This is a genomic window from Rhodococcus sp. O3 (assembly GCF_048897285.1).
Lineage (GTDB): Bacteria > Actinomycetota > Actinomycetes > Mycobacteriales > Mycobacteriaceae > Rhodococcus.
The window spans coordinates 1-23,125 of the sequence record NZ_JBMBTE010000056.1; the positions used below are offsets into that span (position 1 = coordinate 1).

Annotated in this window: 24 protein-coding genes and 1 pseudogene; 10 read left to right on the top strand and 15 right to left on the bottom strand. The window is 69.1% G+C overall.

The features are described 5' to 3' along the window. The 4 genes and pseudogenes from ACN675_RS16550 to ACN675_RS16565 form a co-directional block, all read right to left on the bottom strand. Positions 1–274 (bottom strand): annotated as a pseudogene (locus ACN675_RS16550) (hypothetical protein); the annotation flags it as partial. 124 nt (positions 275–398) lie between these two features. Further along, positions 399–2,921, bottom strand: a complete 2,523-nt coding sequence (locus tag ACN675_RS16555) for an ABC transporter permease (RefSeq protein ID WP_420751871.1) — start codon at positions 2,919–2,921, stop codon at positions 399–401. A gap of 14 nt (positions 2,922–2,935) precedes the next feature. After that, positions 2,936–3,709 carry an ABC transporter ATP-binding protein gene (locus ACN675_RS16560; protein WP_420751872.1) on the bottom strand — a complete coding sequence of 258 codons (774 nt, stop codon included), beginning with the start codon at positions 3,707–3,709 and terminating at the stop codon, positions 2,936–2,938. Between the two features lie 79 nt (positions 3,710–3,788). Then, positions 3,789–4,550, bottom strand: a complete 762-nt coding sequence (locus ACN675_RS16565) for an SDR family NAD(P)-dependent oxidoreductase (RefSeq protein WP_420751873.1) — start codon at positions 4,548–4,550, stop codon at positions 3,789–3,791. Between the two features lie 198 nt (positions 4,551–4,748). On the opposite strand from ACN675_RS16565, the gene ACN675_RS16570 reads away from it, so the two are divergent. Next, positions 4,749–5,330 carry a T3SS (YopN, CesT) and YbjN peptide-binding chaperone 1 gene (locus tag ACN675_RS16570; RefSeq protein ID WP_420751874.1) on the top strand — a complete coding sequence of 194 codons (582 nt, stop codon included), beginning with the start codon at positions 4,749–4,751 and terminating at the stop codon, positions 5,328–5,330. Between the two features lie 27 nt (positions 5,331–5,357). Beyond that, positions 5,358–6,128, top strand: coding sequence for a deoxyribonuclease IV (locus ACN675_RS16575; protein ID WP_420751875.1), 771 nt, complete (start codon positions 5,358–5,360; stop codon positions 6,126–6,128). Between the two features lie 5 nt (positions 6,129–6,133). Here ACN675_RS16575 and ACN675_RS16580 read toward each other — a convergent pair whose 3' ends face one another. From ACN675_RS16580 to ACN675_RS16595, 4 genes are all read right to left on the bottom strand, one after another. Beyond that, on the bottom strand, positions 6,134–6,733 hold the full coding sequence (locus ACN675_RS16580; RefSeq protein ID WP_420751876.1) for a TetR family transcriptional regulator: 600 nt from the start codon (positions 6,731–6,733) through the stop codon (positions 6,134–6,136). Next, positions 6,730–7,485, bottom strand: coding sequence for an ABC transporter permease (locus tag ACN675_RS16585; protein ID WP_420751877.1), 756 nt, complete (start codon positions 7,483–7,485; stop codon positions 6,730–6,732). The genes ACN675_RS16580 and ACN675_RS16585 overlap by 4 nt, the downstream gene beginning before the upstream one ends. Next, a complete protein-coding gene (locus ACN675_RS16590; RefSeq protein ID WP_420751878.1) occupies positions 7,482–8,213 on the bottom strand; it encodes an ABC transporter ATP-binding protein in 732 nt (243 codons plus the stop codon). Before ACN675_RS16590 ends, ACN675_RS16585 begins: the two co-directional genes overlap by 4 nt. Positions 8,214–8,300: 87 nt before the next feature. Next, positions 8,301–9,233: an NADP-dependent oxidoreductase gene (locus ACN675_RS16595; RefSeq protein WP_420751879.1), complete on the bottom strand. Its 933-nt coding sequence runs from the start codon at positions 9,231–9,233 to the stop codon at positions 8,301–8,303. A gap of 124 nt (positions 9,234–9,357) precedes the next feature. Between ACN675_RS16595 and ACN675_RS16600 the strand changes: the two genes are divergently transcribed. Together ACN675_RS16600 and ACN675_RS16605 are read left to right on the top strand one after the other, a co-directional pair. Beyond that, positions 9,358–9,810, top strand: a complete 453-nt coding sequence (locus tag ACN675_RS16600) for a winged helix-turn-helix transcriptional regulator (RefSeq protein ID WP_420751880.1) — start codon at positions 9,358–9,360, stop codon at positions 9,808–9,810. A 10-nt stretch (positions 9,811–9,820) separates the two neighbouring features. Beyond that, on the top strand, positions 9,821–10,408 hold the full coding sequence (locus ACN675_RS16605) for an AMIN-like domain-containing (lipo)protein (RefSeq protein WP_420751881.1): 588 nt from the start codon (positions 9,821–9,823) through the stop codon (positions 10,406–10,408). 21 nt (positions 10,409–10,429) lie between these two features. On the opposite strand, the gene ACN675_RS16610 is transcribed toward ACN675_RS16605, so the two are convergent. From ACN675_RS16610 to ACN675_RS16625, 4 genes are read right to left on the bottom strand one after another with little or no spacing between them, the layout of a single operon-like run. Next, positions 10,430–10,714, bottom strand: a complete 285-nt coding sequence (locus tag ACN675_RS16610; protein WP_420751882.1) for a hypothetical protein — start codon at positions 10,712–10,714, stop codon at positions 10,430–10,432. 2 nt (positions 10,715–10,716) lie between these two features. Then, on the bottom strand, positions 10,717–11,028 hold the full coding sequence (locus tag ACN675_RS16615) for a hypothetical protein (RefSeq protein ID WP_420751883.1): 312 nt from the start codon (positions 11,026–11,028) through the stop codon (positions 10,717–10,719). Positions 11,029–11,039: 11 nt separating this feature from the next. Beyond that, positions 11,040–11,483, bottom strand: a complete 444-nt coding sequence (locus tag ACN675_RS16620; protein ID WP_420751884.1) for a hypothetical protein — start codon at positions 11,481–11,483, stop codon at positions 11,040–11,042. Continuing rightward, the gene (locus ACN675_RS16625; RefSeq protein WP_420751885.1) at positions 11,480–12,004 is read right to left on the bottom strand and encodes a hypothetical protein; all 525 of its coding nucleotides are present in this window, start codon (positions 12,002–12,004) and stop codon (positions 11,480–11,482) included. The genes ACN675_RS16620 and ACN675_RS16625 overlap by 4 nt, the downstream gene beginning before the upstream one ends. Before the next feature lie 91 nt (positions 12,005–12,095). Here ACN675_RS16625 and ACN675_RS16630 point away from each other — a divergent pair, with 91 nt between their 5' ends. From ACN675_RS16630 to ACN675_RS16640, 3 genes are read left to right on the top strand one after another with little or no spacing between them, the layout of a single operon-like run. Continuing rightward, the gene (locus tag ACN675_RS16630; RefSeq protein ID WP_420751886.1) at positions 12,096–13,997 is read left to right on the top strand and encodes an ABC transporter ATP-binding protein; all 1,902 of its coding nucleotides are present in this window, start codon (positions 12,096–12,098) and stop codon (positions 13,995–13,997) included. Then, entirely contained in the window at positions 13,994–14,512 is a 519-nt protein-coding gene (locus ACN675_RS16635) for a DUF664 domain-containing protein (protein WP_420751887.1), read from the top strand. Before ACN675_RS16630 ends, ACN675_RS16635 begins: the two co-directional genes overlap by 4 nt. Positions 14,513–14,515: 3 nt before the next feature. Further along, positions 14,516–15,301, top strand: a complete 786-nt coding sequence (locus ACN675_RS16640) for a DUF1206 domain-containing protein (RefSeq protein WP_420751888.1) — start codon at positions 14,516–14,518, stop codon at positions 15,299–15,301. Positions 15,302–15,358: 57 nt separating this feature from the next. On the opposite strand, the gene ACN675_RS16645 is transcribed toward ACN675_RS16640, so the two are convergent. From ACN675_RS16645 to ACN675_RS16655, 3 genes are read right to left on the bottom strand one after another with little or no spacing between them, the layout of a single operon-like run. Next, positions 15,359–17,311: a DEAD/DEAH box helicase gene (locus tag ACN675_RS16645; RefSeq protein ID WP_420751889.1), complete on the bottom strand. Its 1,953-nt coding sequence runs from the start codon at positions 17,309–17,311 to the stop codon at positions 15,359–15,361. A 12-nt stretch (positions 17,312–17,323) separates the two neighbouring features. Then, a complete protein-coding gene (locus tag ACN675_RS16650; RefSeq protein ID WP_420751890.1) occupies positions 17,324–18,421 on the bottom strand; it encodes an SDR family oxidoreductase in 1,098 nt (365 codons plus the stop codon). Beyond that, positions 18,418–18,990 (bottom strand): TetR/AcrR family transcriptional regulator, encoded by a 573-nt coding sequence (locus ACN675_RS16655; RefSeq protein ID WP_420751891.1) that lies wholly within the window; start codon positions 18,988–18,990, stop codon positions 18,418–18,420. Before ACN675_RS16655 ends, ACN675_RS16650 begins: the two co-directional genes overlap by 4 nt. A gap of 141 nt (positions 18,991–19,131) precedes the next feature. Here ACN675_RS16655 and ACN675_RS16660 point away from each other — a divergent pair, with 141 nt between their 5' ends. The 3 genes from ACN675_RS16660 to ACN675_RS16670 all read left to right on the top strand — a co-directional run bounded on the left by ACN675_RS16660 (position 19,132) and on the right by ACN675_RS16670 (position 23,123). After that, the gene (locus ACN675_RS16660) at positions 19,132–20,406 is read left to right on the top strand and encodes a TrpB-like pyridoxal phosphate-dependent enzyme (protein ID WP_420751892.1); all 1,275 of its coding nucleotides are present in this window, start codon (positions 19,132–19,134) and stop codon (positions 20,404–20,406) included. Between the two features lie 119 nt (positions 20,407–20,525). Continuing rightward, positions 20,526–21,155 carry a phosphoribosyltransferase gene (locus ACN675_RS16665; protein ID WP_420751893.1) on the top strand — a complete coding sequence of 210 codons (630 nt, stop codon included), beginning with the start codon at positions 20,526–20,528 and terminating at the stop codon, positions 21,153–21,155. 165 nt (positions 21,156–21,320) lie between these two features. Further along, a complete protein-coding gene (locus ACN675_RS16670) occupies positions 21,321–23,123 on the top strand; it encodes an AMP-dependent synthetase/ligase (protein ID WP_420751894.1) in 1,803 nt (600 codons plus the stop codon). Positions 23,124–23,125 lie beyond the last annotated feature (2 nt).

Sequence of the window (23,125 nt, forward strand, 5' to 3'; positions counted from 1 at the left end):
GCCGGCCGCGCAGCAGCCGGAGTCTCGGCGCGCAGTCCGAGGCGCACCGTCCCACCCTCCGATACGAATCCGCGTGGTCGGCAATGCGTTTGCCGGTCCGCGCGATGTTCCCGGCGGCGGTGTCGGAGGTTGTTCCGATCCACGCCTCGCCGAAGCTGCCGGCCGCGCCGACGTCGACACCGACGTTCTCGATCCGCCCGGCGAACGCCCCGAGTGTGCCGCCGAACTTCTCGAGCGCGTCCGGATTCCATTGCTGCAGTTGCCGGATGTCCATCCGCTCTCACCCCCCGAACCGGACTGTAGAGGAGGGCAACGACAACCGGCCCGCGACGAGCGTCGCGGGCCGGTTGCCTGTGGATGAATCGTGCGGTTGTGGAAAACCGTCCTTCTTCGGGCGGTTACACGTCGGCGATCGCCTCGAGCGGGGGCGTCTTCGCCGCGCGGGCACCCGGCCACAGGGCGGCCAGGACACCGACGACACCGGATCCGATCAGCATGGCCAGCACCTGGATCCACGGAACGGTGATCTCGCCGAGGCCCTGATCGGCCAGGGTGCGGACGAAGCCCCACCCGAACACCAGGCCGAGCACCAGACCGATCACGGCGCCGAAGACGGCGATGAGCAACGACTCGAGGTAGATGGTGCGGCGCACCTGGGCACGCTGCATGCCGACCGCGCGCAGCATCCCGATCTCCCGTCGCCGTTCCACCACCGACAGCGCCAGGGTGTTGACGATGCCGAGGATCGCGATGACCACGGCGAGGGCCAGCAGCCCGTAGAGGACGGCGAGCAGCGTATCGATCTGCGCTGCCTGCTGACCCTTGAACTGTTCGCGGTCGAGGACCTGCACCACGACGAACTGCTTGGTCGCGTCCTCGAGCCCGGTGCGGACCGCCTCCGGATCGCTGCCGTCCGCGGTGTTGAGCAGCACCACCATCGGGGCACGCGAGGCGGCCGGGACGAACCGGTCGAGCATGTCCGGCGAGAGCACCCACGGCCCGACGACCTGGTTGTCCTCGAAGATGCCGACAACCGTCGTCTCGACGGTGTCGCCGTCCCGGTTGGTCATCGGCACCGTCGAGCCCACCTGCAGGCCGTGCTTGTCCGCGGTGTCCACCGAGACCAGCATCTCGTCGGCCGCGAGCTGTTCGGTGCCGGCGGTGATGTCCAGGGACAGGACGTCGTCGACCGGTCCGGACATGGCCGCGCCGAACTCGTTGTCGTCGCCGACCTTCGCCTGCACCCCGTACACGCCGACGGCTTCGGTGACCCCGGGGACACCCGCGGCCGCGGTCTCCGCGCCCGCCGGCACGCCCATCATCTGCGGGCCCATGAGCATGAACTCGGACTTGACGCCGGTGTCGACGAGGGTGTTCACGCTGGATTTGGCGGACGCACCGAACACGGCGATGACCGACACCAGCATCAGGCCGAGGGTCAGCGCGAACGCCGTCGCCGCGGTGCGCCGCGGGTTCCGCGCGGCGTTGGTGCGTGCCAGGCGGCCGATCGCGCCGAACGGGCGGGCGAACACGGCGCCGAGCGCGCCGACGATCGGCTTCGACAGCGCCGGGGCGGCGAGAAGAACCGCGAGGATCAGCCCGAGGGCGCCGACCCCGACGGTCGCGGCGGCGCCGCCGCCGGTCCCCTGCGCACCGATCACGACGCCGACGACACCGGCGACGGCCGCGACCGCACCGACGATCGTGCGCAGCCGCAGTGACTCGACGGTGGCCGTCGATTCCTCGCGCATCGCGGCGACCGGCGGAACCTTCGTGGCCCGGCGGGCCGGGGCGTACGCGCTGACGACGGTGACGACGACACCGACCAGCAGCGCGATGATCACCGTGCGCGGCGCCAGCTGCAGCGGCCCGGACGGCAGCCCGATGTCCGCGGCGTTGAGCGCGGCGCGCAGCCCGTAGGCCAGGGCGACGCCGGCGGCGATGCCGAGGGCGCTGCCGACCACACCGACCACGAGGGCCTCGAGGGTCACCGAGCGTCCGACCTGCTGGCGGCTGGCACCGATCGCGCGCAGCAGCGCCAGTTCGCGCAGCCGCTGCGCGACGATCATCGAGAAGGTGTTGTAGATGATGAACGTGCCGACCAGCAGGGCGATCGCCCCGAACGCGAGCAGGAAGTAGTTGAGGAAGCTCAGTGCCTGCTCGACGTCGGACTTGACCTCCTCGGTGACCTCGGCGCCGGTCTGCACCTTCAGATCGGGCAGGGCCGCGGCGACCTCGTCGCGCAACTGTTCCGGCGACACGCTGCCGTCGGAGGCGACGTCCACGTACTGCACGTGCCGGCCGTCGGTGAACAGGTCGCGGGCCTGCTGCTCGGTGAACAGCGCGCCGACGTAGCCGCCGGTGTCGGTCTCGATGTCGTAGATGCCGCTCACGGTGACGGGCACGATGCCGCGGGAGGAGGTGAGCACCTTCGTCGCGTCCCCGACCGCGAGATTGCCGCGGGTGGCGGCGCTCGAATTCAGGGCGATCTGCCCGGCGGCGACCGGCGGGCCGCCGGCGACGAACGTCTCGGGGTCGCCGAGCTCGCGGTCCGGCGGCAGGTAGGCGGAACCCTCCGCGGGGGCTCCACCGGTCTGGATCGCGGCACCCTCCGAGTCGAGGACGATGACGCCGCCGCTGTAGGCGGGCACCACGGCCTCGACGCCCGGCACGGCCGCGATCACGTCGATGTCCTGGACCGGGACACCGCTGGCGCCCGACTGTTCGGTGCCGACACGCACGTCCACGCCCTTGGCGACGTCGGCGAAGATGCTGTCGAACGTGCGCTGCAGGGTGTCGGTGAACACGAACGACCCGGTGACGAACGCGGTGCCGAGCACCACGGACAGCACCGTCAGCAGCAGCCGCACCTTGTGTGCGGCGATGTTGCGCAAGGCAACTTTGGTGATGGGATTCGACATGTGTGACGTGTCCTCTATTCCGCCGCGAATTCCGGCGCGGACACCGTGGTGGTGGTGTCGAAGCGCTTCATGCGGTCGAGCACGGCGTCGGCGGTCGGATCGCGCAGTTCGTCGACGATGCTGCCGTCGGCGAGGAACACCACGCGGTCCGCGTAGCTCGCCGCGGTGGGGTCGTGGGTGACGATGACGACCGTCTGGCCGAACTCGTCGACGGACGCCCGCAGGATGGACAGGACCTCACCCGACGACCGCGAGTCCAGGTTGCCGGTCGGTTCGTCACCGAAGATGATGTCGGGCCGGCCGGCGAGGGCGCGGGCGCAGGCCACGCGCTGCTGCTGGCCGCCGGACAGCTCGCCCGGGCGGTGATCCAGGCGCTCGCCGAGCCCGAGCCGGGACACGACGGTGTCGAGCCAGTCGCGGTCGACCTTGCGGCCGGCGATGTCGAGCGGCAGCGTGATGTTCTCGAGTGCGGTCAGGGTCGGCACCAGGTTGAACGCCTGGAACACGAACCCGATGCGGTCGCGTCGCAGCTGGGTCATCTGCTTGTCGGACAGCGACGTCAGGTCGGTGTCGCCGATGAGCACCGACCCCGAGGTGGCGGCGTCGAGACCGGCGAGGCAGTGCATGAGCGTCGACTTGCCCGAGCCGGACGGGCCCATGATGGCGGTGAATTCCCCCGCCGCGAAATCGGCGGTCACACCGGCGAGCGCGTGGACAGCGGTCTCCCCGGTTCCGTAGATTTTCTTCAGGTTGATGGCGCGAGCGGCTGCGGCGCTGTGAAGTGACATGGGCTCCATCTTCCCGGGTGCCCGGGTCGGGCACCATCGGGGACCACCCTGATCCTGGTCCCCGGGGGTGCCCGGGTGGTCAGCCCCAGCGGGCCTGACCGCCGTCGAGCGGGACGGTCGCGCCGGTGAGATAGCGGGCATCGTCGCTCACGATCCACGCGACCGCGCGTCCGATGTCGGCCTCGCAGTCGCCGATGCGGCGCAGCGGAATGCTCGCGACGAACGCGGCGGCTTCCTCCGGTCGGTTCTCCGTCCACCACTTCAGTCCGGGCGACAGGGCGTGCGGGGCGATCGCGTTGACCCGGATGTTGTCCGGCCCCCACTCGGAGGCGGCGGTGCGGGTCAGCGACCGCAGGGCCTCCTTGACGGACGCGTATCCGCCGTAGCCGCTGGTGTCCCACCGCACCGCGGCGGAGGTGACCATGTTGACGATGTTGCCGCCGCCGCGTTCCTTCATGATCGGGTACACGGTCTGCATGGCGTGCAGCGCGGCGATCGGGCCGGACGCGTAGGCCTTCGCCATCAGTCCGGGGGTGAGCTCGAGCAGAGGGCCGAGTGGGTTGAGGCTCGCGTTGTTGACGAGGACGTCGACGCCGCCGAACAGCTCGACGGTCCGTTCGATCGCGGCGGTGATCGCGGTGGTGTCCGCGATGTCGCACACGATCGGCTCGGCGGTGCCCCCGAACGCCCGGATCTGCTCGACGGTGTCGACGAGCTTGGATTCGGTGCGGCCGGTCACGGCGATCGAGGCACCCTCGCGGGCCAGCGCGAACGCCACCCCCTGCCCGACGCCCTGCCCGGCCCCGGTGATGAACGCGACCTTGCCCTCGAGTGTGCCCATGGACGACCTTTCCGTGCTTTCGCGCAGAGGTGTTGTTGCGTGCCGTCGGGTATGCAAACAGATTCGCCGGGCCGACGGGGCGCGCCGTCCCGGTGATCGGTAACCGGGCCGGACCTGCACTGCTCACGTCCGCGGCGATCGCCTAGGCTCGTGCGTCGAGGCCGTACCACCCGCGTCGGCGCCCACCGGGAGGAAACGATGACCGAGCACGACACGCACGACGGCCCGATCCGCCTCGACGGCGACCTCGCCGTGGCGACCGAGGAACGGCAGCAGCTGATCGACCTGAGCATCCGTGCCCTGGCGGAACTGCTCGGCAGCGCGCCCGAGACCGACGAGGACGGCGACATCGCGATCCCGGTCCACGGGTTCGGCGTGTACGTCACGGTGGCCGAGGACTCCCCGGAGCTGCACGTGTGGTCGTCGCTGCTGAGCGACGTCGACGGCGGGGGCAACACGGCCGCGCTGGTCGCCGAGCTGTCCGAGGAGTGGCCGCGCCTGCGCTTCAGCTTCCAGCAGGGTCACCTGCTGGTGTCGACGATCCTCGACGCCGACCCGTTCGCTCCGCAGCACCTGGTGAACCTGATCGGCGAGATCCACGAGCTCACCCACGAGGTCGACGACGACTTCGCGGCCCGGTTCCGCGGCGTCCTCGACTGCGACGCCGACGACGACTCGTACGCCGGTGGGTGCGGTGGCGGCGGCTGCGGCGACGGGTGCGCGTGCGGCCACGACAACGAACTCGGTGCGACCATCCCGGTCGGAGAACCCGAAGCGTAGGCAGGCTCCGGCGTTACGCTGGAGCCCATGCGGATAGGCGCACACGTCCGTCGGGACGACGATCCGACCGGCCAGGGTGAACGTCTCGGCGCGGACCTGGTGCAGGTCTTCCTCACCGACCCGCAGAAATGGGACACGCCCGGACCGCATCCGCGCGCCGAGCAGATCCTGGCATCCGACATCGACGTGGTCGTGCACTCGCCGTACGTCATCAATGTCGCGAGCTTGAACAACCGGCTGCGGATGCCGTCGCGCAAGGCGGTCGCCGAGCATGCCGCGGCCGCCGCCGCGATCGGCGCGTTCGGCCTCGTCGTGCACGGCGGGCACGTCCGCGAGGGCGAGAACGTCGCGGCCGGGGTGGAGAACTGGCGGAAACTGTTCGAACGCCAGGAAGACAAGGGCGGCTTCGGGGTGCCGATCCTCGTGGAGAACACCGCGGGCGGGGACTTCGCGATGGCCCGCTACGTCGACGCGATCGGCCGGTTGTGGGACGCCATCGGCGACTACGGCGCCGGATTCTGCCTCGACACCTGCCACGCTTGGGCGGCCGGTGAGGATCTCGTCGACGTCGTCGAGCGGGTGCGCGCGGTCACCGGACGCATCGACCTTGTGCACCTGAACAATTCGCGCGACGAGTTCGATTCGGCCCGCGACCGGCACGCGAACCTCGCGGACGGGCAGATCGATCCCGCGCTGCTCGTCGAGGTCGCCACCGCGGCCGGCGCCCCGATCGTCCTCGAAACACCCGAGGACGGGATGGCCGACGACATCGCCTATCTGCGTGAAGCGTTGGGCTAATGGGGCTAGCAGCCCACGTCGCCGGTGAGATAGCGCTGCAGGGTCGGTCCGACGATCTCGACGACACGGCCGGCGGGCAGCGACGCCAGCGGTTCGATCCGCAGGATGTACCGCATCACCATGAGCCCGGCCATCTGCGAGGCGACCAGTTCGACGCGCAGCGGCCCGGTGCCCGCCGGGTGGTCCACCCGGGGCACAATTTCGTCGAAGACGATGTCCAGCAGGAAGGTTCGCAGCAGACCCACGTCGCCGCCCCCACCGATCACGGTGCGGAAGACGGCGATGATCGCGTCACGGTGCGGGGAGTCCCACACGCCGAGCAGCGCAGTCGCCAACCGCGGGCCGATCTCGTCGACGGGCCCCGCGCGCACGGGTGCGAGCACGTCGTCGGGATCGACGGGCAGCGCGATCGCCGCGACGAACAGCGCGTGTTTGTTGCCGAAATAGTGGTGCACCAGCGCGGCATCCACTTCGGCGCGGGCCGCGATCGCCCGGATGGTCGTCTTTCCGAACCCGTTGTCCGCGAACAGCTCTCGTGCCGATTCGAGGATGCGGTCCCGGCTGCCGGAGTTGCCGGGGCGCCGGCCCGGCCGCGTTGCGGTCACGGCGTCCGGCGGCGCAGGGTGGCCGCGGCCAGCCACAATCCGACAACGACGAATCCTGCGACCACGATCAGATCGCGCGCCATCACCGCGGTCACCCCGGAATGAGCGGCGACCTGCTGTAGGGCCTCGACGGCGTAGCTCAACGGCAGCACGTTGCTGATCCACTGCAGCACAATGGGCAATTGATCCCGCGGCACCAGCAGCCCGCACAGCAGCAACTGGGGAATGACGAGCACCGGCATGAACTGCACCGCCTGGAATTCGGTGCGGGCGAACGCACTGCACAGCAACCCCAGGGAGACACCGAGCACGGCGTCGAGCACCGCAATGAAGATGACCCACGCGACGCTGCCCGCCGCGGTCAGGCCGAGAAACCCGAACGTGATCAGGCACGCGAGCCCGGCCTGCACGGCGGCCGCGAGTGAGAACGCGCTGCCGTACCCGGCGAGCAGGTCGAACTTGGCGAGCGGCGTGGTCAGCAGCCGCTCGAGGGTGCCCGACGAACGCTCGCGTTGCATCGCGATGGACGTGACGAGGAACATCACCACGAACGGCAGGATCCCGAGCATCGTGATCGCGATCCGGTCGAACAGGGTCGGACCCACCGGCGGGGCGGGCACGTTCCGGTAGATGAAGTACAGCAGCGTCATCAGCAGGCTCGGAACCAGCACGAGCATCGCCACGGTGCGATGGTCGGCCCGCAACTGCCGCAGGATCCGCGTCGTCGTCGCGGCGTAGATGGTGACATTCACGACTGCGCTCCTTCCCGAGTCCTGATCAGCCGCAGAAAGGCGTCCTCGAGCCGCGATTCGCCGGTCTGCTCCCGGAGGTCACCGGGAGTGAGCTTGCCGAGCAACCGCCCCTCGCGCAGCAGCAGCAGCTGTGCGCAGCGGTCTGCCTCATCCATCACGTGACTCGAAATCAGCAGGGTCACACCGCGATCGGCGAGCATGTGGAAGTGGTCCCACAGCTCCACACGCAGCACCGGATCGAGCCCGACGGTCGGTTCGTCGAGCACGAGCAGTTCCGGGTCCCCGACCAACGCGCACGCCAGCGACACTCTGCCGAGCTGTCCGCCGGACAGATTCCCGGCGAGCTGCTTGGAATGGCTGCTCAGCCCGACGGCCGCGATCGTCTCGTCGACCACTGCGCCGGACCTCCCGTAGAGGGCGGCGAAATAGGCGACGTTCTTGGCGACGGTCAGATCGGGGTAGACGCTGGGTTCCTGGGTCACGTATCCGACGCGCCGGCGCAGGTTCGCCTCCCCCGCGGGCCGGTCGAGCACGGTGACCGTGCCGGACTCGATGATCTGGGTGCCGACGATGCACCGCATCAGGGTTGTCTTGCCGCATCCGGAGGGGCCGAGAAGTCCGGTGACCGAGCCGCGGGGAATCGTGACGGTCACGTCCTCGAGTGCCCGGTGGGGGCCGCGGCGGACGTTCAGATTACGGATGTCGACGGCGGGAGTCGAGGTATCCATGGGATTCTCAATTCATCGATCGATGAAATCATCGTCTGTTGAATTGTCCGCCCGTTCGCGGCGTGCCGTCAACCCCCGCCGTTACCGTCAGGGCGTCAGCACCCAGCGGCCGCGCACCCCGCTCCCGCCCGCCGCCCGGTAGGCATCGGCGGCCCGGTCGAGCGGTACGACGGCGTGCACACGGGCGGGCAGTTCGCGGGTCGCCGTCCGGGCGAGCAGCTCGGCGAGACGAGCACCGTCGGCCTGCACGGACACCGCGGCGACGGAGATTCCGCGTTCGGCGGTGGGCTCCCCGCCCGGCCGCACACCGACGTAGCGCCCGCCGTTCCGAATCAGGGCGAGACCTTCGTCCTGCAGGCCCGCGCAGTCGGCCACCGCGTCCCAGCCGGGTTCTGCGGCCGTCGTGAATTCGGCACCGAGGCCGCGCACGTACTCCTCGTCCGATGCTCTGGCCAGGCCGGTCACGCGCCAGCCGCGATCCTGGGCGAGCGCCGTGACGTATCCGCCGACCGCGCCGGCCGCGCCGGTCACCAGCAGCCTCCCGTCGACCGGTGCGTCCCCCAGCAGGTCGACGATCTGCGCGGCGGCGAGGCCGTTGAGCGGCACCGTCGATGCCTCGACGAGGCCCAGATCGTCGGGCACCACGGCGAGGTCCGCCGCGGGCACGAGCACGTACTCGGCGTGTGTCCCGACGGCCCGGTCGAAACCGGTGACCAATCCGGCGACCCGGGTGCCGACGGCCAGGTCGACACCGGGGCCGGCGACCGCGACGGTTCCGGCGAAATCCCAGCCCGTGCCGGTGTGTTCGGGTTGATCGATCAGTCCCCGTTCGTGGAACCATCCGGACGCGGTCGTGAGGTCGACGGGGTTGACGGAGGCCGCGGCAACCCGGACGCGGGCCTCGCCGGGGCCGGGTTCGGGGAGCGGGACCTCGACGATCTCGACGGCGTCGGGCGCGCCGGGCGTGCGGACGACAGCGGCACGGTACGTGGTGATGGTGCGGAGTTCGGTGGCGCTCATGGCTACCTCCTCGTCGGAGAGTTCGCTTTCGTCTGGCACACACCACTTTCGTAGAGCTACTCTCTATTGGTAAGTAGGCACTCGAGAGTGCGTAACTTACTTCAGTTACGGTGAGGAGCCGACGATGGCGACGACGACCGCGGCCGAGAAGCGGGCACAGGCCAAGCTCGAATACGACGCGTACCTGGCTGCGTGCCCCAGCCGCCGATTGCTCGATCGAATCTCCGACAAGTGGGTCGCCCTGGTGCTCGCGGCCCTCGGGGACGAGACCGGCGCACCCCGTTCGCTACGGTATTCGGAACTGTCCCGGCACCTCGCGGGCGTCAGCCAGAAGATGCTCACGCAGACGTTGCGCAACCTCGAGCGTGACGGGCTGGTCACGCGCACCGTCACACCCACCGTGCCGGTGACCGTCACGTACGAACCGACCGAGCTCGGCCTGTCGCTCCACGCGCTGATGAAGCAGGTGAAGGCGTGGGCGGAAGCGAATATGGACGAGGTGCTCGCCAATCGCGAACGTTACGACGCACGGGCCGCGACCTCGCCAATCCCCGGTTCCTACGGATCACAGCCGTAACATCGATCTCATGAACCACCGCCGCGTCGCCGTCGTCGCCGTTGCCGCTGTCGCGGCCCTGAGCCTGGCCGGGTGCGCCGATTCGCAGAGCCCCGCGCCGCCGGCGTCGGCCGGCACGATCCCGACCACCACCGCGCCCGCGGCGGCGAAGAATCTCCCCGTCGACGCGGCCGCCAAGTCGGCACCGGCAGCGCCCGGCTCGAAGCTGACGGTCACCGACATCCGCACCGGCACCCACGACGGCTTCGATCGCGTGGTCTACGAACTCGGCGGCAGCGGCGCACCGGGCTGGCGCGTCGCTTACGTCGACCGTGCCGTGCAGGACGGCAGCGGAAACGAGGTGGCGGTCGCGGGCGGCGCGATCCTGCAGGTTCTCATCGACGGTTCCGCCTACCCGTTCGACAGCGGCGTCGAGCAGTACGCCGGCCCTCAACCGGTGCTCGCGGCGCCCGGCGGCTCGGTCGTCGAGGTCAACGGCGCAGGTGTGTTCGAGGGCGTCACCCAGTCGTTCATCGGGATCAAGGATCCCGACACGCCGTTCTCGGTGTACTCCCTGACCGGCCCGACCCGCCTCGTGATCGACGTGGCGCGCCCGTAGGGCAGGCCGCGTCGACCTCGGTCAATACCGCATCGCGTGCAGGATCGCCCCGGCGGTCCACATCGCAAGAATCGACAGCGGTAGTGCCGCCGACGACACGACCAACCCGCTGCCGAGATTGCGCACGCGGCCGGGGAAGAAGCAAGAGCCAAGACCGAAGACGAGGGGGAAGGCCAGCGCGGTCCATCCGAATTCGCGTGGAACCCAGAACGGTACGGTCGCTTGGATCAAAATCCCGGCAACAACACCGATCAGACTTGCCGGGCCGAACACTCGTCCGATCGCAATCCGGGGCTCGTCTGCCACCGCTACCGCACCACCAGAATCACACCGCCGTAGACCGCAACCAGCGATCCCACCGCAACCCCCAACGCGATCCCGGCCCGGATCCGGGACGCGGTCCGCACCCACACCGCTGATGCGGGCGGTATCAGGACTACCGCGAGAACACCCAACGCCGCGAGTAGCTCGGGCTCACCCGTGTCTTCCATCCGGAACGCCTCGAAGACGAATACGGCAATCCCGATCGCGGACGCGAGCGTGATGGGCACCATTACCGTCGCCATGCCCCAGAACAGCCCGTCGGTGGCCACGCGGGGCTTCAAGAGCGGTCCAGTCACAATCATCTGCCTCACGACCCTCCTCCGTGCGCCCACGTGAAGTTCACTTCTCGGAGCGCCATGGACTGCACATCATCGAAACGTTCTGTGGCCGACGAGTAGTCACCCACAGTGTGATCGAACGGTAGGTTGCCCAGCGGGCCCCATTTCGAGCCGCTGTCAGCCGGGTCGACGTAGATCTGTTGCGTACTGCCGGATGCCGAATCCTGAAATATCTCCAAAGACGGATAGTTCCCGATCTGCGCGGCAACACCGACGCCCTCTGGGCCAGGAGCGAGAACTATGTCTCCGTTCACGGTATGAAATGTCGTCAGTGCCTCCGAATCCAGCGGAACGTCGCTGCGCATGGTTTCCACCGGATCGACGATCGATCGGCGAGCCCCGTCCAGGTTCGAAACCGTCAGGGACAGATCCGACGATTTCCACATCTCTATCTGAGACCGGGTCGGGGTCACCGAAGCTCCCCCACGGCAGCGAGCTGCGCTGCGAACGTACCGTCGGCGACGTGGTAATCCCCCGCCGATCCCCTCGCGACACTCGACATGTACGCGATCCGGTCTGCGGTGGCGACGGCAGCTGCATTCAGCGCCCCAGCCACAGCCGTACTCACCTGTGCGATAAGACATCCAGGAAAGCGCACCACCGAGTCTCCGCTTCCGAGACGCTCCGCAAGCTCTTCGATCGAATCCGATGTCGAATCGAACAATCCGGACAATCTCGCGAGTTCTTCCGGATTCACCCGTAAGAGCTCGATGCCGCTCGGCGGTCCGGGATTCACCGTGTCCGCCGACGAGCCGTCCGACGGCACACCCAGCATTGCTTCCACGTAGTCGTCGACGAATCCGGCAGGTCCGTTCGGCACAGCACTGGTCACGATTCCAAGATCCCCCCACTGATCGAACGGCGTATTCGCGTCCTTCCGGCTCCCCCTCCGGCCGGGCGAGATTACCACTACGGCGATGCGCCCGAGCGACACACTGTGGGCCAGGAGTGTCGCCGACTACCCTTGACCTCGAGCCTGCTCGAGGTTCTACGGTCGGGGCTACGAGAGAGGGAGGCTCCGCGAGATGAGCATGGAAATCACCGCGTGGAACGCGATGTACAACGCGATGCACGCGCACAACGACCGTCGGCCGTTCTCACGTGAAAGCCTGCGCCGGATCGGCGCGTTCGCCCGTCCGCATCGCCGCAACATCTTGTTCTACCTGGTGCTCAGCGTCGTGATCGCGGCGCTCGGGGTGGCGACACCGGTGCTGGCCGGCCGGGTGGTCAACGCCATCGTCGATCATGCCGCGTTGTCCGTGGTCCTCGGGTTGGCGGTGCTCATCGCCGGCATCGCGATCGTCGAGGCCGGACTGGCGATCGCGAACCGCTGGTTGTCGGCGAGCATCGGCGAGGACCTGATCCTGGATCTGCGCACCACCGTGTTCGACCACGTCCAGCGCATGCCCATCGCGTTCTTCACCCGCACCCGCACCGGTGCGCTGGTCAGCCGGCTGAACAACGACGTCATCGGCGCGCAGCGTGCCTTCAGCGACACCCTCTCCGGCGTCGTCGGCAACATCGTCACACTCGTCATCACCCTCGTCGTGATGATCGGGATCTCCTGGCAGATCACACTTCTCGCACTGCTACTGTTGCCGATCTTCGTGATTCCCGCGCGGCACATGGGAACTCGTCTCGCCCGGTTGAGTCGTGAAGCCGCGAACCACAATTCGGTGATGAGCACCCAGATGACCGAGCGGTTCTCCGCCCCGGGCGCCACGCTGGTCAAGCTGTTCGGCCGGCCGGACCACGAATCCGCCGAGTTCGCGGTCCGGGCCCGGCGCGTGCGCGACATCGGAGTCCGCACGGCGATGCTGCAGTCCGTCTTCGTCACCGCGCTGACCCTCGTCTCGGCGCTGGCGCTCGCGCTCGTCTACGGCCTCGGCGGCTTCTACGCTCTGCGCGGGCAGCTCGACGCCGGCTCGGTGGTGTCGATGGCGATGCTGCTGACCCGCCTGTATTCGCCGCTCACGGCCCTGGCCAGCGCCCGGATGGATGTCATGAGCGCGATGGTCAGCTTCGAGCGGGTCTTCGAGGTGCTCGACCTGAAACCGCTGATCGTCGAGGCCCCCGGCGCGCGCGACGTGCCGCCGGGACCGGTGTCGGTGGAACTGCGCAACGTGAGCTTCGCCTACCCCTCCGCCGACAAAGTGTCACTGGCGTCGCTCGAGGAGGTCGCGGTCCTGGACACCCGCGGCGGAGAAACCGTGCTGCACGACATCGATTTCCGCGTCGAACCGGGACAGATGGTGGCGCTGGTCGGCTCGTCCGGTGCAGGAAAATCCACGGTGGCACAGCTGATTCCGCGACTGTACGACGTGGATTCCGGACAGGTGCTGCTGAACGGCATCGACGTGCGGGAGCTGAAGGCCTCGTCGATCCGTGCCACGGTCGGCCTCGTCACCCAGGACGGGCACCTGTTCCACGAGTCGGTGCGGGCGAACCTGCTGCTGGCCCGGCCGACGGCCACCGAGGACGAACTATGGGACGCGCTGCGCCGGGCCCGGCTGCACGATCTGATCGCCTCGTTGCCGGACGGACTGGACACCGTCGTCGGCGAACGCGGGTACCGGCTCTCCGGTGGTGAACGCCAGCGGCTGACGATCGCGCGGCTGTTGCTCGCACACCCGCGCGTCGTGATCCTCGACGAGGCCACCGCGCACCTGGATTCCACCTCGGAGGCCGCGGTGCAGGAGGCGTTGACCGAAGCACTGGCCGGCCGGACCTCGGTGGTCATCGCGCATCGGCTGTCGACGATCCGGGCCGCCGACCAGATCCTGGTCGTCGAGGGCGGGCGCATCGTCGAACGTGGTACGCACACCGAGCTGCTCGCGGCCGGTGGCCGCTACGAGCAGCTGTATCGCACCCAGTTTGCCGATTCCGGAAAGTATTCGTCCGCGTTCGCCCCGATACTCGAAGCATGAGCATCCCCACCGAATCCGATCTGCTGCTCAAGATCCTCGGCAACCAGCACGACGCGTTCCGCAACGCGGTATCCGGGCTCACCGACGAACAGGCACGCTCGGTGCCGAGCGCGTCGTCGATGAGCCTGGCGTCGCTGCTCGCGCACGTCGTCGACGGCGAGGTGGCCGCCGCCGACCGCCTCGCCGGAACCAACAGCCGCCCCGACGACCCGGTCGAGGCATGGACATCGGGCTGGCTCGTCGGCGACGACGAGACCGTCACGGATCAGATCGCGAAGCTCGATGCGGCCGCGGCACGCCTCGCACAACTGGTCCGCGACGAACCGAACCTGGATCGCGTCGTCGACATCCCCGACGACGTGGCGCGCTACCTGGGCCAGGGTGTGCCGTTCACGGTGCGGTTCCTGCTGCTGCACCAGATCGAGGAGTGGGCGCGGCACGCCGGCCACGCCGACATCATCCGTGAGTCGATCGACGGTGCGACCGCCGACGTCCTCGCCGGTCAGGCCTGGTAGGACATGGAGATCGGGGCGGCCGACGCCGCGCAGAACACACCTCTCGAACGGGTGGCCCGGGTGGGTCAGGCAGCCAGCGGCGTCGTCCACGCGCTGATCGGGTACATCGTCGTGCGGGTCGCCATGGGCGAGTCCGGTTCCGCCGACCAGTCCGGTGCGCTGGCCACGATGGCCGCGGCGCCCGGAGGCACCGCCGTCCTATGGGTGACCGCGGTGACGCTCGCGGCCCTCGCCCTGTGGCGGCTGACCGAAGCGTTGATGGGCAAACGGTGCGAGCCCGAGGATCCGTCCACACTGGACCGGTTCAAATCCGCGGGAGTCGCGCTCGCCTATGCGGCGCTCGCGTTCACCGCGCTGCAGTTCGCGCTGGGAAGCGGAAAGTCCAGCAGCGAGCAGAGCGTCGGGCTGAGCGCACGGCTGATGCAGTCCGGGGCCGGCAAGACGGTGCTCGTCGTCGCCGGGCTCGTCGCCGTGGGAATCGGCGGATACCACGTGTACAAGGGCGTGAGCAGGAACTTCCTCGACGACCTGCACCGTCCGGTGCCCGGCGTGGCCACGGTCCTCGGCGTCGTCGGTTACACCGCGAAGGGACTGGCGATCGCAGGCGCCGGAATCCTGGTGATCATCGCGACCTTCACGTCCGACCCGGCCAAGGCGACCGGGCTGGACGGTGCCCTGAAGACGCTGGGCACCGCCCCGTTCGGACAGGTCCTGCTCTGGGCGGCCGGACTGGGCATCGTCGTCTACGGTGCCTACTGCTTCGTCCTGGCGCGCTACGGAAGGATGTGACCGGACCGGTCCGTCACAACGTGACCGGACCGGACCGTCACGATTCGACCGGACCGGTCAGTCGCGACCGCGGAATCCGCCGCCGCGGCTGCCGTGGCCGTGGCCGCCACGGTCGCTGCGGTGCGAGAAGCCGCCGCGATCCTTGTCGCGGTCCTTGAAGTCACGGTCCTTGAAGTCGCCGCGGTCCTTGTAGCCGCGGGGCTTGTCGCCGTAGTCCTTGCGACCGCCGCGGTCGCCCCAGTCCTTCTTGCCGCCGTACTCGCGGCGCTCGCCGCCGCGGCGGTCACCGCGGTCGTCACGGGACCGGTACGAGCCCGGACGTCCCGACGGGGCGCCCGAGTCGGGCTGCAACTGGATGAGCACCCCGGAGATCCGGGTCGCACGCAGCGCCTCGAGGGTCTGCGCCGACAGGTCCTTGGGCAGCTCGACGAGGCTGTGATCGGCCCGGATGCTGATGTGCCCGAAGTCGCTGCGGCGCAGGCCGCCCTCGTTGGCGATGGCACCGACGATCGCGCCCGGCTGCACCCGGTGCCGCTTGCCGACGGCGATCCGGTAGGTGATCAGTTCCTGGCCGTCACGTCCGACGCGGGAGGCTCCGTCGTCGTCGAACCGGCGCGGCGGACGCGGTTCGCGCTCGCGACGCTGCGGGGCGATCGGCTCGGGCTCGGACTCCATGAGGAAGGACTCGCCGTCGCGCGAGAGCACGGCGAGAGCGGCCGCGATGTCGGCGAGCGGAACGTCGTGCTCGCGCTCGTAGTCCTCGATGAACGTGCGGAACAACTGCAGATGGTCCGACGCGAGCGCCTCGGTGATGCCGTCGTTGAACTTGGAGACCCGCTGCGCGTTGACGTCCTCGACGGTCGGCAGCTGGATCTCGGCGAGCGGCTGCCGCGTGGCCCGCTCGATGGCCTTGAGCAGGTGCCGCTCACGGGGAGCGACGAACAGCAGCGCATCGCCGCTGCGGCCCGCGCGGCCGGTGCGGCCGATCCGGTGCACGTACGACTCGGTGTCGTGCGGGATGTCGTAGTTCACGACGTGGCTGATGCGGTCGACGTCGAGGCCGCGCGCGGCGACGTCGGTCGCGACGAGGATGTCGAGGGCACCGCTCTTGAGCTGGCCGATCGTGCGCTCACGCTGGGCCTGCACGATGTCGCCGTTGATCGCGGCGGCGGAGAAGCCGCGGGCACGCAGCCGCTCGGCGAGGTCCTCGGTGGCCTGCTTGGTGCGGACGAAGATGATCATCGCCTCGAACGACTCGACCTCGAGGATGCGGGTCAGTGCGTCGAGCTTGCGCTGGTGCGACACCAGCACCCAGCGCTGGGAGATGTTGGAGGAGGTCGTGGTCTTCGACTTGACCGTGATCTCTTCGGGGTCGTTGAGGTACTGCTTCGACAGCCGGCGGATCGCGCCGGGCATGGTCGCGGAGAACAGGGCGACCTGCTTGGTGTCGGGGGTGTCGGCGAGGATGCGCTCGACGTCCTCCTGGAAGCCCATCGTGAGCATCTCGTCGGCCTCGTCGAGGACGAGGAATTCGAGCTCCGAGATGTCGAGGGTGCCCTTGGAAAGGTGATCGATCACACGTCCGGGGGTGCCGACGATGACCTGGGCGCCGCGCCGCAGGCCGGACAGCTGCACGCCGTACGCCTGGCCACCGTAGATGGGCAGCACGTGCAGCCCGGGGATGTGCGCCGAATACTTGCCGAAAGCCTCTGCGACCTGCAGCGCAAGCTCACGGGTGGGCGCCAGGATCAGCGCCTGCGGCCGCTTCTTCGAGGTGTCGATGCGGGAGAGGATCGGCACCGCGAACGCGGCGGTCTTCCCGGTGCCGGTCTGAGCGAGACCGACGACGTCCCGTCCCTCCAGCAGTGGTGGGATGGTCGCCGCCTGGATCGGCGACGGGGACTCGTAGCCCACGTCCGAAAGCGCTTGCAGCACACGGGCATCGATGTCGAGATCGGCGAACGTGGGGGTGGCGTTTTCGGCGTCGGGGTCTTGCACAATATCACTCATTTGACCTGCAGTTTATCGGATGAGCGCCGATGACCCCGCATCATCGATGTTCCGGGGCCCGCGGGGCTGCCGGGTCGGCGCGTCCGGAGCGTGCGCGGCGAGGTGCTTCGCCCAGCGTCGCAGTGCTGGCCGCACCGGCGGATGACCGAAGCCGTGCCTGCGCGCGAACGCGGTGGCCGAGGCCGTCGGATAGGTGTCGGCGCTGAGGAAACTCAGCGTCTCCTTCTGCGCCCCGGTCAGCCGCTCCGGCAGAACCCTCAGCGCGGCGACGGGAACGCGACGGCGCGGCGCCGGCACCCCCAGCTCGTCCGCCAGCAGAGCGACGAGCTCGGGCAGCGGCGGCGTCTCGTCGTCGAGCACCCAGTAGGCCTCCCCCGCCGCACCTGGGTCCCGCGGTACCAGCGCCAGGAATCGCGCGAGATGGTCGACGGTGACGACCGGCAGCACGGTGCCCCGGGATCCGGGTACCGCCCGCAACTGCCCGCGGGACAGTTGCAGCACGAGATCCGCCAACCCCAGGTACTGGTCGGCCTCCCCCGTCCGGGAGTCGCCGATCACGGTGCCGGGGTTGACGACGGTGAGCGGGACATCCAGCTCGGCCGCGAGAGCGCGCACCACCGCGTCGGCTTCGATCTTCGACGCTTCGTAGGCCCCGAGCCGTCCGTAGACGCGGCGGCGGTGACGCGGCGGCCAGGGCACCGGCCTCGCGGGGTGGGCCCCGACGCGATATCCGCTGACGTGGACCAGCCTGCGCGCGTGCACCGTGGCGGCGAAACGGGTGATCTTTTCGGCCAGAACCACGTTCACCGCGCGTGCCGCCTCCGGTGTCATGCCGAAGGCGAACGCGGCAGCGAGATTGTGGACGTCGCGCACGTCCGGCACTGCCGGTTCGAGGGTGATCGCCGCGGCGCCGGGATCGAAGAGGTGGATCGAGAGCCGGTCGAGCGGGAGGCCCTCGCCCGCGAGCCGCTCCCGCAGCCGGATCCCGGATTCCGCCGAGCGCACCACCGCGACGACCCGGCCGTCGTCCGCCGGGGCGGTGAGCAGCTCGCGCAGCAGGCCACGGCCGATGAATCCGGTCGCACCGAACACCACTGTGGACCCGGTCATCGCGTGGCTCCGATCAGTTCGAGGACGACGGCCCGCGCCTCGTCCAGCGGTTGGGTGTCGCGCCGTGCCCGCGCCACGACGGTCGCGCCTTCGACGAGGCTGACGATCGCCCCGGCGAGCCCTGCCGGATTCGGTACGCCGTCGCGGGCCAGGAGCTGTTCGAGGACGACCCGCCACGACTCGTACACCCGGGCGCAGCTCTCCTGCAGCGCAGGATTCTCCGCAGCGGCGTCGACAGCGACGGACGCGATCGCGCATCCGGTCGCGAAGCCGGAGCTGTCGAGCCGCGCGGCGAGATCGTCGAACACGGCGGCGACGACGGTCCCGGCGTCCGCGCCGCCGGCGATCAGGGACTCGAGCAGGCCGGTGAACTCGGCGCCGACCCGGTCCAGGGCGGCGGCGACGAGTTCGTCCTTGCCGCCGGGGAAATGGAAGTAGAGCGATCCGCGCGGTGCCGCGGCGCCGGCGGTGATGTGCGCGAGCCCGGTGCCGTGGTAGCCGCGGGTCTGGATGAGTTCGAGCGTCGCGTCGATCATGCGCGTCCTGGTCCGCGCGCCTTTGGTGGTCACCACTCGATAATAGACCGGTCTACATATTTTGAACAGGGGCCACACCGCTGCCGGGCCTGCAGATGTGCGTTGGCACACTGAACAAGTTCTCGTCAGCACATCGAGAACGAGTTCTCGTCAGCACATCGAAAGGACGACCCGGTGTCGGAGCCCGTCAACATCCCCACCCACTGGTACAACATCGTCGGTGATCTGCCCGTCGCTCCGCCGCCGCACCTGCACCCCGGCACCAAAGAACCGATCACCGCGGACGACCTCGCCCCGCTGTTCGCGAAGGGCCTGATCGAGCAGGAACTGTCCACCGAGACGGACATCGAAATCCCCGAACCGGTCCGCGAGGTGTACCGCAACTACCGCACCACCCCGCTGATCAGGGCGCACGCGTTCGAGAAGGCTCTCGGCACCCCGGCCCACATCTACGTCAAGTACGAGGGCGTGAGCCCGGTCGGCAGCCACAAGGTCAACTCCGCGGTCGCGCAGGCGTACTACAACTCGATCGACGGCGTCACCCGGCTCACCACCGAGACCGGCGCCGGCCAGTGGGGTTCGGCCCTGTCCTTCGCGTGCGCGAAGTTCGGCATCGGACTCGAGGTCTGGCAGGTGCGCGCGTCGTACGACTCCAAGCCGTACCGCCGGTTCCTCATCGAGACGTACGGCGGCACCGTGCACCCGAGCCCGTCCGAGCTCACCGACGCCGGGCGTCAGGTCCTGGCCGACCACCCGGACACCCCCGGATCCCTCGGCATCGCCGTGTCCGAGGCCGTCGAGGTCGCGGTGAAGGACCCGGCCGCCCGCTACACCCTCGGCAGCGTGCTCAACCACGTCGTGCTGCACCAGACGGTGATCGGACTCGAGGCCGTCGCGCAGCTCCGCGCGGCCGGTGAGGAGAACGCCGACGTCGTGTTCGGTTGCGCGGGCGGTGGCTCGAATCTCGCCGGCCTGGCGTTCCCCTTCATCCGCGAGGTGCTGCACGAGCGTGCGTCGACGCGGATCGTGGCCGTCGAACCGGCCGCCTGCCCGTCCATCACGCAGGGCGAGTACCGCTACGACCACGGCGACATCGCAGGCCTGACGCCGCTGCTGAAGATGCACACCCTCGGTCAGGACTTCATCCCCGATCCGATCCACGCCGGCGGCCTGCGCTACCACGGCATGGCGCCGCTGCTCAGCCACACCGTCGAGCTCGGGTACGTCGAGGGCAAGGCCGTCCCGCAGACCGAGGCGTTCGCCGCGGCCGTGCAGTTCGCGCGCACCGAGGGCATCGTGCCGGCACCCGAGTCGGCGCATGCGATCGCCGCGGCTGCCGAGTACGCGAAGGGCCTGACCGAACCCGAGGTCATCGTGATCGGACTGTCCGGGCACGGACAGCTCGACCTGCCCGCCTACCACTCGTACCTGTCGGGCGAGCTGGTCTAGGAGCGGGTCCGCCACAGCCGCAGACGAGGGAGACGGCCGCGCGATGCCGGTTGCGCGCGGCTGCCTTTCCGGTCCGCGGATGGGAACGACAGGGGTGCCGACCGGGTCATACTGGAGTCGTGCGCTATGCCAGCCGCGAGGAAGCCGGGCGGCGACTTGCCCGCTCGGTCGGGCACCTGCGCGACGCGAAACCGGTGATCCTGGCCCTGCCGCGCGGCGGGATCCCCGTCGCGCGGGAGGTGGCCCGGGAACTCGACGCTCCGCTCGACGTGCTCGTCGTCCGGAAGCTCGGCGTGCCCTGGCAACCCGAACTCGCGATGGGGGCGATCGCCGAGGGCGGCACCCGCATCCTCAACGAGGAAGTCCTGCGTCGCGGCCGGATCGGCGAGGACTCCCTCGCCCGGGTCGAATACCGCGAACGCGCCGAACTGGACCGGCGGGCCCGCCTGTTGCGCGGCGACCGCGCCCGCATCCCGATCTCCGGCCGCACGGTCGTGCTCGTCGACGACGGCCTGGCAACCGGAGCGACTGCCGCGGCGGCGTGCCTGGCCGCCCGCGCCGAAGGTGCCGAGCGGGTCGTCGTGGCGGTTCCCGTCGCCTCTCCGGAGGCGGTGCGACGGGTACTGGCGGTCGCGGACGAGGTGGTCTGCCCGGAGCAGCCGACCGATCAGGACAGTGTCGGTGCGGCCTACGAAGATTTTCACCAATTGACCGATTCGGAAGCGACCGAGCTGCTGAAACCCCAGTGACCTGCGTCATTGGCTACCGACGAGTAACCCCCGGTACCCGAAGTAACACAAATCACTCCTCCTCGACCCGCGAAAACAGTGCATAACGGGCAGCCCGACAGGTGCAAAACGCTCCAACCTGTGATGCAATGCACATCCCAAGGTAAAACGATGGAGGGGTCAGCAGTGAGTGAGATTTCCGTGCCGCAGTCGTTCTCGATTCCCGAGGACGCATCGATGGCGGACTCCGTCTTCCGGCACGAAAAGGAGTCGCCCGACTTCGTGCCGTTCGAGCGTTTGGTCGACGGCACGTGGACCAAGGTCACCGCGAAGGAGTTCGCTGCACAGGTCCGCGCCGTCGCCAAGGGCCTGATCGCCTCCGGCATCGAACTCGGCGACCGCGTCGCAATCCTGTCGTCGACCCGCTACGAGTGGGTTCTCCTCGACTACGCGATCTGGACGGCCGGGGGAGCCACCGTCGCGATCTACGAGACGTCGTCCGCCGACCAGTCCCAGTGGATCCTCGAGGACTCCGGCACGTCGCTGCTCATCGTCGAGAACGACGAGCTCGCCGAGGTCGTCAAGGAGGTCGCCGAGGGGGCGCCGACCGTCCGCGAGGTCCTGCGCATCGCTCCCGGCGACGGCGCCAAGGGCGCGGTCGAGGAACTGATCGCCCGCGGCACCGCCATCACCGACGAGCAGGTCGAGGAGCGCCGCAAGTCGGTCACCGCCGAGTCCGCGGCCACCCTCATCTACACCTCCGGCACCACGGGCCGCCCGAAGGGCGTGCAGCTCAAGCACCGCAACCTGTACGCCGAGTCGGCCGCCGCGGCGATCCAGCTGCCGGACGCGATGGTGTCGGGCAACCGCACCCTGCTGTTCCTGCCGCTCGCGCACGTCTTCGCCCGGCTGATCTCGTTCGCGGCGTTCGACAGCAAGGTCACCGTGGCGCACACCTCGGACCTGACCACGCTGCTCGACCAGTTCGCCGTGTTCAAGCCGAACTTCATCCTCTCCGTGCCCCGCGTGTTCGAGAAGGTGTACAACTCCGCGAAGCAGAAGGCCTACGACGGCGGCAAGGGCAAGATCTTCGAGAAGGCCTCCGACACCGCCATCGAATACAGCCAGGCGCTCGAGAACGGCGGTCCGGGTCTCGGACTCAAGCTCAGGCACGCGCTGTTCGACAAGCTCGTCTACGGCAAGCTGCGGGCCGCGCTCGGCGGTCAGGCCACGTCCGCGGTGTCCGGCGGTGCCGCGCTCGGTGCCCGCCTCGGCCACTTCTTCCGCGGCGTCGGCATCAACGTCCTCGAGGGCTACGGCCTGACCGAGACCACCGGCGGCATCATCATGAACACGCCGGGCAACCAGAAGGTGGGCACGGTCGGCCGTCCGTTCAACGGGTGCGCGGCGAAGATCGCCGAGGACGGTGAGCTGCTCCTCAAGGGCCCCCAGGTGTTCGAGGGCTACTGGCAGAACGACAAGGCCACCGAGGAAGCCATTCGCGACGGCTGGTTCCACACCGGCGACATCGGCACCATCGACGCCGACGGCTTCATCTCGATCACCGGCCGCAAGAAGGAACTCATCGTCACCGCGGGTGGCAAGAACGTCGCCCCGGCCATCCTCGAGGACTCGCTGCGGGCACATCCGCTGATCAGCCAGGTCATCGTCGTCGGCGACGGCAAGCCGTTCATCGGCGCGCTCATCACCCTCGACCCCGAGGCACTCCCCGGCTGGAAGGAACGCAACAACGTTCCGGCCGACGCCACCGTGGCAGATCTGATCAAGAACCCGGATCTGATCGCCGAGATCGACACCGCGGTCGCCGAGACCAACAAGAAGGTCTCCAAGGCCGAGGCGATCAAGAAGTACCGCATCCTCGACGTGGACTTCAGCGTCGAATCCGGTGAGCTGACGCCGACGCTCAAGCTCAAGCGCAACATCATCCACGAGGCGCACGGCGCCGAGATCGCCGCGATCTACAGCTGATC

What these genes read in the sequence shown, in the direction of transcription:
- ACN675_RS16555 (WP_420751871.1), bottom strand. Translation starts at nt 2,921, where the DNA reads ATGTCGAATCCCATCACCAAAGTTGCCTTGCGCAACATCGCCGCACAC.
- ACN675_RS16560 (WP_420751872.1), bottom strand. Translation starts at nt 3,709, where the DNA reads ATGTCACTTCACAGCGCCGCAGCCGCTCGCGCCATCAACCTGAAGAAA.
- ACN675_RS16565 (WP_420751873.1), bottom strand. Translation starts at nt 4,550, where the DNA reads ATGGGCACACTCGAGGGCAAGGTCGCGTTCATCACCGGGGCCGGGCAG.
- ACN675_RS16570 (WP_420751874.1), top strand. Translation starts at nt 4,749, where the DNA reads ATGACCGAGCACGACACGCACGACGGCCCGATCCGCCTCGACGGCGAC.
- ACN675_RS16575 (WP_420751875.1), top strand. Translation starts at nt 5,358, where the DNA reads ATGCGGATAGGCGCACACGTCCGTCGGGACGACGATCCGACCGGCCAG.
- ACN675_RS16590 (WP_420751878.1), bottom strand. Translation starts at nt 8,213, where the DNA reads ATGGATACCTCGACTCCCGCCGTCGACATCCGTAATCTGAACGTCCGC.
- ACN675_RS16595 (WP_420751879.1), bottom strand. Translation starts at nt 9,233, where the DNA reads ATGAGCGCCACCGAACTCCGCACCATCACCACGTACCGTGCCGCTGTC.
- ACN675_RS16600 (WP_420751880.1), top strand. Translation starts at nt 9,358, where the DNA reads ATGGCGACGACGACCGCGGCCGAGAAGCGGGCACAGGCCAAGCTCGAA.
- ACN675_RS16605 (WP_420751881.1), top strand. Translation starts at nt 9,821, where the DNA reads ATGAACCACCGCCGCGTCGCCGTCGTCGCCGTTGCCGCTGTCGCGGCC.
- ACN675_RS16630 (WP_420751886.1), top strand. Translation starts at nt 12,096, where the DNA reads ATGAGCATGGAAATCACCGCGTGGAACGCGATGTACAACGCGATGCAC.
- ACN675_RS16635 (WP_420751887.1), top strand. Translation starts at nt 13,994, where the DNA reads ATGAGCATCCCCACCGAATCCGATCTGCTGCTCAAGATCCTCGGCAAC.
- ACN675_RS16640 (WP_420751888.1), top strand. Translation starts at nt 14,516, where the DNA reads ATGGAGATCGGGGCGGCCGACGCCGCGCAGAACACACCTCTCGAACGG.
- ACN675_RS16645 (WP_420751889.1), bottom strand. Translation starts at nt 17,311, where the DNA reads ATGAGTGATATTGTGCAAGACCCCGACGCCGAAAACGCCACCCCCACG.
- ACN675_RS16650 (WP_420751890.1), bottom strand. Translation starts at nt 18,421, where the DNA reads ATGACCGGGTCCACAGTGGTGTTCGGTGCGACCGGATTCATCGGCCGT.